This window comes from Prevotella sp. HMSC073D09 (assembly GCF_001814145.1).
Classification (GTDB): Bacteria; Bacteroidota; Bacteroidia; order Bacteroidales; family Bacteroidaceae; genus Prevotella; species Prevotella conceptionensis.
This window is the reverse complement of the sequence record NZ_KV815107.1, coordinates 51,721-61,953: the sequence shown is the minus strand read 5'-3', so window position 1 is coordinate 61,953 and position 10,233 is coordinate 51,721. Positions and strand designations below refer to the sequence as shown.

Here is a 10,233-nt window from a genome sequence, read left to right as displayed (position 1 = left end):
AGTAGGTTTACAAGTTCATCAGTTCGTGAGTTTGTGAGTTCATAAGTTAGTGAGTTTATAAGCTGGTAAGCTTGCGAGTTTATAAGGTGGTAAGTTTACAAGTTCGTAAGTTTATTGGTTGAAGAGTTGGTGGTTAAGCCAAGTGAGCAGCTGTTTTGCACGTGCCACATTCTAAATGCAGCCATCGTTTCATCTTGCCATACGCCCGTTGTGGAATGGAGTTTTGCCAAGCATAGCCTTCTTTTACGTTCTCTTTTTAAGTCGTTTTGTTTTCCCTTTCATACCTTTTCTGTGTTCTTTATTCTTTACCCTACATGTATCTGTCTGCTAAGGAATTTCATATTTAAGGCGCGTGTTTTTATAATTATTGTTAATTAAATTGAGTTTTTGAACACAGAACTTTTGAGATAGATATAAAAATAGCTACATTTGCTCGTTGCTAATCTGAGAGAGGTAGGTTCTGAATAGTTGCCATCGGCGCGTTGCGCGTTACACAACGTTAATTTCGCAGGGCATTGCAAAGAAAGATAGTTGACGAGTTAACAAGTTGACAAGGAGATTGAGTTAACAAGTTGGCAAGAGCAAGTGCTAGCAAGGTGTGAGAAACCAAGTGCGATTAGAGCATGTGAAAAGAATGACGCAACGAAAGACGCAGCCGAAAGAAAAAGCGCCCAACGACAACTAACACATGGGCACGATGCTACTAAGACCAACTAAGTGAATAACCCACTGCGCAAGATCTACGGAATAAACCCGCAAGGAGAAAGTTTACTTAATTGTTGAAGTTAGCCCAAGGAGGCTGGCAATGGCTGCAAGCTATGCCGTTATTTTGTGTTGCCTAAGCGTAAGCGTACACAAAAGAGGGCGCATTGCAGGCAGAACAAATCACGACCAACTAAATAAATACAGTCAAAATAGATGAAAGTTTTATGAACAAAAAGCTACTTATGTGTTTGGCCACGTTCTTGTTGTGCGTTAGTGCAGCCGTGGCACAAACTAAAATCTCTGGTACGGTGGTGTCGGCTGGCGACAACGAGCCGGTTATCGGCGCCACCATCACCGTGGTAGGCACCAAAACGGCGGCTGTTACCGACTTCGATGGTAAGTTTTCGCTTACTACCGACGTGCCCAACCCACAAGTAACCATTAGCTACATCGGCATGGTGGCACAGACGTTAAAGGCAACTGCCAACATGCACGTTGAGCTAAAAGCAAACGCCCAGGTGCTTAACGAGGTGGTGGTGACGGGTCTTACCCGAACAGACCGCCGCTTGTTTACCGGTGCTACCGACAAAGTGGATGCCGAGAAAGCCCGATTGAGCGGTGTGGCCGACATCAGTCGCTCGCTCGAAGGGCAGGCAGCAGGCGTGTCCGTGCAAAACGTAAGCGGAACGTTTGGTACTGCCCCGAAGATACGCGTGCGCGGAGCAACCTCTATCTACGGCAGCAGCAAGCCCCTGTGGGTGGTCGACGGCGTTATCATGGAAGATGCAGCCAACGTGGGAGCTGACGATTTGGCATCGGGAAACCCCGAAACGCTTATCTCTTCGGCTATCGCCGGACTTAACGCCGACGACATCGAGAGCTTTCAGATACTGAAAGACGGCTCGGCCACATCTATATATGGTGCGCGTGCCATGGCCGGCGTTATCGTTGTTACCACCAAGAAAGGCAAGCAAGGACAAGCCCACATCAGCTATACGGGCGAATTTACCACAAGGCTTGTGCCATCGTACAACAACTTCGACATCCTCGACTCGAAAGAGCAGATGGGCATTTACAGGGAAATGGCCGACAAAGGCTGGCTCAACCTCTCTGAAATACTCAACGGCAGCGAGTATGGTGTGTACGGAAAGATGTACGAATTGATAAACCGCTACGATGCGCGCACGGGCCGTTTTGCATTAGAGAACACCACCGAGGCAAAGAACCGCTACTTGCGACAGGCTGAGTTTAGGAATACCGACTGGTTTAACGAGCTTTTTACGCCCAGCATCATGCAGAACCACTCGATAAGCCTGAGCGGCGGAACGCAAAGCTCTAACTATTACGCCTCGTTCAGCGCCATGTTAGATCCAGGATGGTACAAGCAGAGCAACGTTAACCGCTATACGCTCAGCTTGAACTTAACGCAACACCTATCAGACAAGCTGTCGCTCAACTTCATTGGCAGCGCAGCCTATCGTAAACAGCGCGCACCGGGAACGTTGGGACAAGATGTCGACGTTGTTGGCGGCGAAGTGAAACGCGATTTCGACATCAATCCCTATTCTTACGCCAGCAACACGTCGCGCGTGTTAGACCCCAACGAGTATTACGTGGCCAATTTCGCCCCGTTCAACATCTTCAACGAGTTGAACAACAACTATATCGACCTCAATGTTCTTGATGCCAAGTTCCAGTTAGAGTTGAAGTACAAACCCATAAAGGGGCTGGAGCTGTCGGCATTGGGTGCGTTTAAGTACATGGCCTCAACGCAAGAGCACAACGTAAAAGATAATTCTAACCAGGCAATGGCCTATCGCGCCATGTACAACGGCATCATCCGCGAGGCCAACAAGTACCTTTACAACGACCCATCCAACCCTTACAAGATGCCTTTCTCGGTGTTGCCGTACGGCGGTTTGTACCATAAAGGCGACAACAGGATGAGCGATTACGACTTGCGCGCTACGGCCAACTACAACCATACCTTTGCCGAAAAGCACATTATGAACCTTTTTGCAGGTACGGAAGTGAAGAGCATCGAACGCCAACGCAACACCTTCGAGGGTGCAGGCTTGCGTTACGATGCGGGTCAGGTGCCTTTCTACATTTACGAATACTTCAAACGGGCCGTCGAAGGGGGCAACACCTATTATATGATAACGCCAACAAACTCGCGTAGTGTGGCATTCTACGGCAACGCCACTTACAGCTATAAGGGTCGTTACGTGTTTAACGGAACTCTTCGCTACGAAGGTTCGAACCAAATGGGGCGCGACACCAACGCCCGATGGATGCCAACATGGAACGTTTCGGGCGCGTGGAACGTGCACGAAGAAGGCTGGTTTGGCAAACTTTCGCCGCTTTCGCGCCTAACTTTGCGTGCATCGTACAGCCTTACGGGTACGCCTCCCGATGCCTCGTATAGCAATTCTACGGCCATTATCAAAGCATCCAACCCCTTCCGCCTTTTTGCCGAAGACCAAGAGCCGCAACTCGAAATATACGAATTGGCCAATGCCAACCTTACTTACGAGAAGAAAAACGAGCTTAACCTAGGTTTCGACGCCTCGTTATGGAACAATCGCCTGGGCATAACCTTCGATTTCTACACCCGAAGGAACTTCGACGAAATCGGTCCGATGGTAACAGCGGGTACGGGCGGCCAAATCATACGTGCGGCCAACGTGGCCGAGATGAGCTCGAACGGCGTTGAACTCAGCCTTTCGTCGGTGAACATGAAGAACAAACACTTCTCTTGGACAACCAATTTCATCTATGCCTACGCCCACACCGAGATTACCAAGCTCTTTAATCAAGGCAACGTGATGAGTTTGGTTAGCGGCAGCGGATTTGCCAAACGCGGTTACCCTGCCCGTTCGTTGTTCTCCATACCCTTCGTTGGCCTCAACGATGAGGGTATGCCAATGGTGCTGAACGAGAAAGGGATGATAACAACCGACGACATTAACTTTCAAGAGCGAACGCTTACCGACTATCTTAAATACGAAGGACCGACAGACCCCTTGCATACAGGCTCTATCGGCAACATGTTTACCTATCGCGGATTTAGGCTTAACGTATTTGTGACCTACGCTTTTGGTAATGTTGTGCGCCTCGACCCCAAGTTCCGCGCACGCTACAACGACCTCGTTTCGATGACCAACGCCTTTAAAAACAGGTGGACAAAGCCGGGAGAGGAAGACCACACCAACGTGCCGGGCATCATCTCTAAGGCACAATACATGGCCAACACCAACCTTCGCTTGGGCTATAACGCCTACAACTACACCGATGTTCGCATCGCCAAGGGCGACTTTATCCGCCTAAAAGAGGTGTCGCTGGGCTACGATTTGCCTGCGCAATGGTTCCAAAAGGCGATGGTAAAGAACGTGTCGTTGAAACTGCAAGCCACAAACCTCTTCTTGCTCTACGCCGATAAGCGACTCAATGGGCAAGACCCCGAATTCTATAACGTGGGTGGTGTGGCCTCGCCCATGCCCAAACAATTCACACTAACAATAAAACTCGGACTTTAAACCCTACGAAGATGAAAGTCAACAAATATATAACGGGGCTGTCGATGGCGGTCGTTTCGTGTGCATTAGCATCGTGTAACGACTTCTTGAACAAATATCCCGACAGCCGCATGGACCTCAAAAATCCATCAGAAGTTAGTCAGTTGCTGGTTAGTGCCTACCCATCGGCACATCCCGCCTATCTAACCGAGATGTATTCGGACAATACCGACGAGCAGATGCACAGCACATGGAGCACGTTCGACAGGTTTCAAGAGCAGGCTTACCAATGGAAAGACATCGACGAGGTGCGCAATGCCGAAACGCCTTATCAACTTTGGGAGGCCCATTACACGGCTGTGGCCACGGCCAACGAGGCCATTGCGCACATCAAGAGCGTGAACAACCCCCACGATTACGATGCACAGCTGGGCGAAGCGTTGCTTTGCAGGGCCTTCGCCATGTTTCAGTTGAGCACCGTTTTCTGCCAAGCCTACGACAAAACCACGGCTCAAAGCAACTTAGGCTTGCCTTATCCAACAGAACCCGAACAAGTTGTGGGCCGTTTGATGGAGCGTGGAACGCTAGAACAACTTTACGCCAACATCGAAAAAGACCTTTTGGAAGGCATTTCGCTTGTTGGAACTAAGTATGCACGGCCCAAATTCCACTTTACCAAGCAGGCCGCTTACGCCTTCGCCACGCGTTTCTACCTCTATGCCCAACAATATGATAAGGCCATTAAGTACGCCGACATGGTGCTGGGCGACCAACCTGGCGACATACTGCGCAATTGGGCCGAGTGGAACCAACTGGGCCCAAGCGGCAACGTGCAACCCAACGCGTTTATACAAGCATCTAACAATGCCAACATCATGTTGTTGCCCGTTCCTTCCGAATGGGGCGTGATAAGCATCCCCGTATTGGCCGGCAGCAAGTACGCGCACGGCGAGATGCTGAGCAAAAACGAAACGCTACAAGCGCCAGCACCCTGGGGAAACAGCGGAACAGAGTTGCTCTACACCGTTACTTACAACAATGGCGTGTCGAAATACGCCTTGCGCAAGATACCATACGTGCCGCGCGTGATTGACGTAACGGCCGGCATTGGCATCCCTTACAGCGAGTACGCCGTGTTCAACACCGACGAAACGCTGCTAGAACGTGCCGAGGCCTACGCCCTTTCGGGCAAATACGCCGAGGCTTTGAAAGACATCAACACCGAGTTGACGGCCTTCTCGAAGAAGAAAGTGCAGCTTACACTCGACAAAATTAAGGACTTCTACAACTCGCAGGCGTATTACACGCCCACAAAGCCCACGCCCAAGAAAGCCCTGAACCCGCTTTTCGCAATAGAAAAAACCACGCAAGAGCCGCTGTTGCAATGCCTATTACAGTTGCGCCGCATCCTAACCATACACGAAGGGTTCAGGTTGCAGGATGTGAAACGCTATGGAATAACGATGTATCGCAGGCAAGTAGACGTGCAATCGAAGGTTAACGCCGTTACCGACTCGATGAAAGTGGGCGACCCACGCTTGGCCATACAGTTGCCGCAAGACGTTATTTCTGCCGGAATAACGCCCAATCCCCGTAACAAATAAAAACCATACGCTCATGAAGAAATATTTATATCTGGTTGTAAGCGCATGCTTATGCTGCAGCGCAATATTGCAGTCGTGCGGCGAGGGCAAGCTGAGCGGCGACTCCATATTCTCTACCGAAGCGCAGAAGAGAAACGCTTTCGACCAATGGTTGTACAAAAACTACACCATGCCTTATAACATAGATTTTCAGTATCGCCTTAAAACGGAAGAAACCGACAAGGCCTATAACTTCGTACCAGCCGATTCGGCCAAGACCGCAAAGTTGGCCATCATCACCAAGTTTATGTGGTTCGATCCCTATGCAGAAACCATTGGGCTCGACTTTGTGAAAGAGAACGTGCCGCGTATCATCGTGGCCGTGGGCATTCCAGGCTATACACGCTACCGAACAGAAGTGGTGGGCAGTGCCGAAGGCGGCTATAAGGTGACGTTGAGCAAGGTGAACGCCCTTACCGACGACCTGCTGAAAGACTATCACAGCATGACGGGCTTTTATTTCCACACCATGCACCACGAGTTTATGCACATCCTGAACCAGAAAAAGCCCTACGATGAGTCGTACGACAACATCTCACGTGCCGACTATGTAAGCGGAAACTGGACCTCCGTGCCCGAAAAGCGCGCATACGCGCTGGGTTTCGTGTCGCCCTATTCGATGGAAAACCCTGCCGAAGACATCGCCGAGCTATACTCCATATACGTAACCAGCACGCCAGACGAATGGAACACCATCTTGAAGGCGGCTGGAAATAAGGGCGCAAGCACCATCAACAGGAAACTGAAGATGGTTCGCGACTATATGAAGAACTCTTGGAATGCCGACATCGACCTGCTGCGCAACGCCATATTGCGAAGAGGTGGGAAAATATCCACGCTCGATTTGAACAGCTTGAACTAACAAAGCGGCGAATATGAAGATTAAAAACATTAAAGAAGAAGTAAACGATAAGCAAATGAAAAAGGCATATTTCCTATTCATGGCTGTGGTGCTAACGCTATTGATGCAAGCGTGTTTGCACGACAACAAAACGGCTTTCGACCTTCCTGCCGCACAGCGGATAGACCAAAGCGTGGCCGAATATACCGCGCTTTTAGAGTCGTCGGAGGGTGGTTGGATGCTGCAATACTATGCAGGAAAGAATTATAGCTACGGCGGTTACACGCTGTTGTTGAAGTTTAAGGATGGGCATGTTACGGCTATGGGCGACGTGCTAGACCCCGAAGTGGTGGCCACATCAGACTATGAAGTGGTGAAAGACCAAGGCCCGATGCTCTCTTTCAACGTATATAATAAGGTGATACACCCCCTGGCAGAGGCTTGGCTGGGTAATCCCGACGGCATACAAGGCGACTACGAGTTCTCCATTCTCCGCGCAACGGCAGATACGGTTGTGCTTAGAGGCAGAAAATGGAAGAACGAAATGGTACTGACACGCCTGCCGAAAGATGCCAATTGGGAGGAAATGATGATGGGCATCATCAACGTAAAAGATGGAATGAGCGTGAGCACCTATAACTTTATCCACGGCAACGACACCTTGGCGCAAGGCACCATCGACCCCACAACACGCCGACTCACCGTTACCTTGGGGCAAACCAAATGGGACATGCCCTACTGCACCCATGCAACGGGCATCGTACTTCGCCAACCTATCATTATCGGCGATAAGCAATACCAGAACTTTACATGGAACGAAACCGACAAAGTGCTTACCGACAACGACCTGAAACTGGCACAGTTCGTACCAAAGAACCATAAAACGCTAGACTTCTGGGTGGGCGAATGGCAACTCAAAACAAGTCTGAGAAAGCGCATAACGCTGACCTTGGAACTTGGAACGGCCGCCAACACCCTGAAAGGACACTTGCTTTACGACAAGGTTAGCTACGAACTGCAACTTACTTACGACCCGGCCACAGGACGTATTGAGCTGCCTGGCCAGCCCGTTATCGACCCAACCTATAAGTATCCCGCAGGAATTGTACTCATTCCGGCATCTCTAAAAGAGAAAAAACTGTTTGGCGAAGGTAAGGGCAGCATGTATTTTACGTGGAATGGAGACATGGAACGGGCCGATGCAGAAGACAGTGGGCAGGTAACGGGCCACACCGTAGACTCGTTCTTGGGCGTTGCCTACGGCGAAGACCTAAGTCCCATACTCGATCCGAAGGGTGGTTATGTGTACGCTTTCACGTTGCCGAACATTGAATACATGAGGAAAATTAAATAAGAAGAATGATGAACAAGTTCATTTCCATATCGTTGGCCACAGCCTTGGCCGCTTTTGTCGTGGCGTGTAGCAGCGACAAAGAACTGCCTGAGTATGCCGCAGGGCTCTCTGTGGTAAAGGCACAAACCGCATTTGGCGTGCTTGGCGGAACGCAAGAGGTGACATTGGCCGCACAACCGGCACAAGCTTATGCGCAAGACGCGTGGTTGACCGTGAAGACTAAGGCCGAAACCATTGCCCTGACTGCCGAAACGAACACCAGTGCGCAAACGCGAAACACCCTTTTGGTAATAAAAAACCAACAGGGCGACTCGATTATGCTTAATGTTCAGCAAGAGGGTGTGGCCTTCGGACTACCTGTTGGCGAAGACATTTACACCGGCGACGAGGCTTTCTCGAAGTCTTTCACAACGCCATCTAACGTTCCCGTAACTTACCAAGGCACCGAAAGCTGGATAACTGTAGAGGATAAAGGCGGCGCAATTGATGTAAAGTTGGCTGCAAATGCCACGGGAAAACCACGCGTGGGTTGGGTAACAGCCAAGGCCGTTGGGCTTACCGACTCGCTTAAAGTGGTGCAAGCTGCCCTGTCAGACGTTGAAGGCGAGTACATACAAACGGCTTTAATGCGACTGCCCAATAGGGAACTGGAAGAGAAAACCACTAACGTTCGCATCGTGGCAACAGGTACCAACAAGGCCAACTTTATCGTTGAAGGCAAGTATGCCTGGGAAGTGGCTTTTACTCCGGGTAAGGGTTTCACCATGAATAATGGCAAGATAGTGGGCAAAAACGAAGTTCAACCAGGCGTGTACGAGTATCTTATCACCGTGATTGTGGCCGATGATTTCAGAAAAGGACACGAAACAGCCATCAACGGAACGAAAGAAAGCGTGTTACTTACTTTCGACGATAAGGGTAATCTCGTTTTTAAAGAGGCGCAGAAAATTGCATCCGAACAAACATTCTCTTCCTATGGCTGGAACCGTTTCTCCGACTCTAAACCCGTTATGGGTGCTTTTCGTGGCATTGGCGAGGTGTTTGTGAAACCCAAACTCACGCGCAAACCTTAATCCGCACTGCACTATTGGCATTAGCGCACTAAGTTTTTAGGCGCGCCGCGCAAGTATTTTGCCACTGGCATGGGTACTTGCAGGGCGCGCCTTTTGTGTTTCTATGCCATAAATCTGTTATTCTAGTTTTTCGGAGTTAAGAAGTTAAGGAGTTAGAGTTAAGGAGTTAGGGAGTTAAGCCAAATGTCTAGTTGCAGAGTGGACGATAATTCTTGTCAACTCGTTAACTTGTCAACTCGTTAACTAACATCCTAGTTAAGGAGTTAAACCAAACACCTAGGTGGGGTTAGCCATCTTTTCACCCTTTCACCCTTTCACCTTTTCACTTTTAGAAGTTAAGCCAAATGTCTGTCTGCACTATTACACCTGCTCTTGTTTACTCGTTAACTTGTAAACTTGTTTACTCGTCAACTTGTTAACTGGTCAACTCGTTAACTTGTTAATCCGCCAACTCGTCAACCTGTTAACTCACAAATCCACAGTCTTGTCAATTTTTCAGCATAAATTTTAACATTATGAGTGGCCTTTTTATCAACCAATCGCCAATCTTGCCGCAAAAAATCGATTCTCGCGAAGGTTTGTTTGGGTGCAAAAAGGGGGTAGTTGTGCATGTAGACAAAATGAATATTTATTTAAACCGACCGCCACTAACACCCGTTTTTGGGCCATTTTCAGCAAAATGAAGTGCGTTTTGGTGCTAAATGCAGTGCAAAATGGTGCAAAACGCAGTGTGTTTTGGTGCTAAATACAATGCGTTTTGGTGCTAAACGCAAGGTAAAATGGTGCTAAATGCAGTGCTAAATGCTGCTAAATGCAAGGTGAAAAGCATAATAATTCACCGCAATTAGTATAAACATACCTATTAGAATCATTAAAAACATGGCCGAAAAGGGCAAAATACCCATTAAAATGTGGCATTTTAGGGGCTAAATGCAGGTTTTTGGGGGTGAAAAAACAACGAGCTCGGCACCAAATAGAAAGGCAAAATGGTGCAAAATGCAGCTCCTTTTCTTAAAAACGAACATATTGAAAGGAGTGAAAGGCTAGAAAAAGTGGCAATTTACTTACTTTATGGCCTATATTTTCGCTAGAACGGAGC

5 protein-coding genes are annotated in these 10,233 nt (G+C 48.9%); all 5 read left to right on the top strand.

Annotation, left to right across the window (positions count from 1 at the left end; all coding sequences use genetic code 11):
• Positions 1-929 precede the first annotated feature (929 nt).
• The 5 genes from HMPREF2955_RS09075 to HMPREF2955_RS09055 are packed head-to-tail and all read left to right on the top strand — an operon-like array spanning position 930 to position 9,134.
• Complete coding sequence (locus HMPREF2955_RS09075) at positions 930-4,244, top strand: SusC/RagA family TonB-linked outer membrane protein (protein ID WP_070722797.1); 3,315 nt, start codon at positions 930-932, stop codon at positions 4,242-4,244.
• Between the two features lie 11 nt (positions 4,245-4,255).
• Complete coding sequence (locus tag HMPREF2955_RS09070; RefSeq protein ID WP_070722795.1) at positions 4,256-5,827, top strand: RagB/SusD family nutrient uptake outer membrane protein; 1,572 nt, start codon at positions 4,256-4,258, stop codon at positions 5,825-5,827.
• Between the two features lie 13 nt (positions 5,828-5,840).
• A complete protein-coding gene (locus HMPREF2955_RS09065; RefSeq protein ID WP_070722793.1) occupies positions 5,841-6,728 on the top strand; it encodes a zinc-binding metallopeptidase in 888 nt (295 codons plus the stop codon).
• A 13-nt stretch (positions 6,729-6,741) separates the two neighbouring features.
• Positions 6,742-8,061, top strand: a complete 1,320-nt coding sequence (locus HMPREF2955_RS09060; protein ID WP_246830113.1) for a DUF4302 domain-containing protein — start codon at positions 6,742-6,744, stop codon at positions 8,059-8,061.
• Between the two features lie 8 nt (positions 8,062-8,069).
• Entirely contained in the window at positions 8,070-9,134 is a 1,065-nt protein-coding gene (locus HMPREF2955_RS09055; RefSeq protein WP_070722846.1) for a BACON domain-containing protein, read from the top strand.
• Positions 9,135-10,233 lie beyond the last annotated feature (1,099 nt).

Excerpts from the sequence above, each read along its gene's own strand:
- HMPREF2955_RS09075 (WP_070722797.1), top strand. The coding sequence starts at position 930 with ATGAACAAAAAGCTACTTATGTGTTTGGCCACGTTCTTGTTGTGCGTT.
- HMPREF2955_RS09070 (WP_070722795.1), top strand. The coding sequence starts at position 4,256 with ATGAAAGTCAACAAATATATAACGGGGCTGTCGATGGCGGTCGTTTCG.
- HMPREF2955_RS09065 (WP_070722793.1), top strand. The coding sequence starts at position 5,841 with ATGAAGAAATATTTATATCTGGTTGTAAGCGCATGCTTATGCTGCAGC.
- HMPREF2955_RS09055 (WP_070722846.1), top strand. The coding sequence starts at position 8,070 with ATGAACAAGTTCATTTCCATATCGTTGGCCACAGCCTTGGCCGCTTTT.
- HMPREF2955_RS09060 (WP_246830113.1), top strand. The coding sequence starts at position 6,742 with ATGAAGATTAAAAACATTAAAGAAGAAGTAAACGATAAGCAAATGAAA.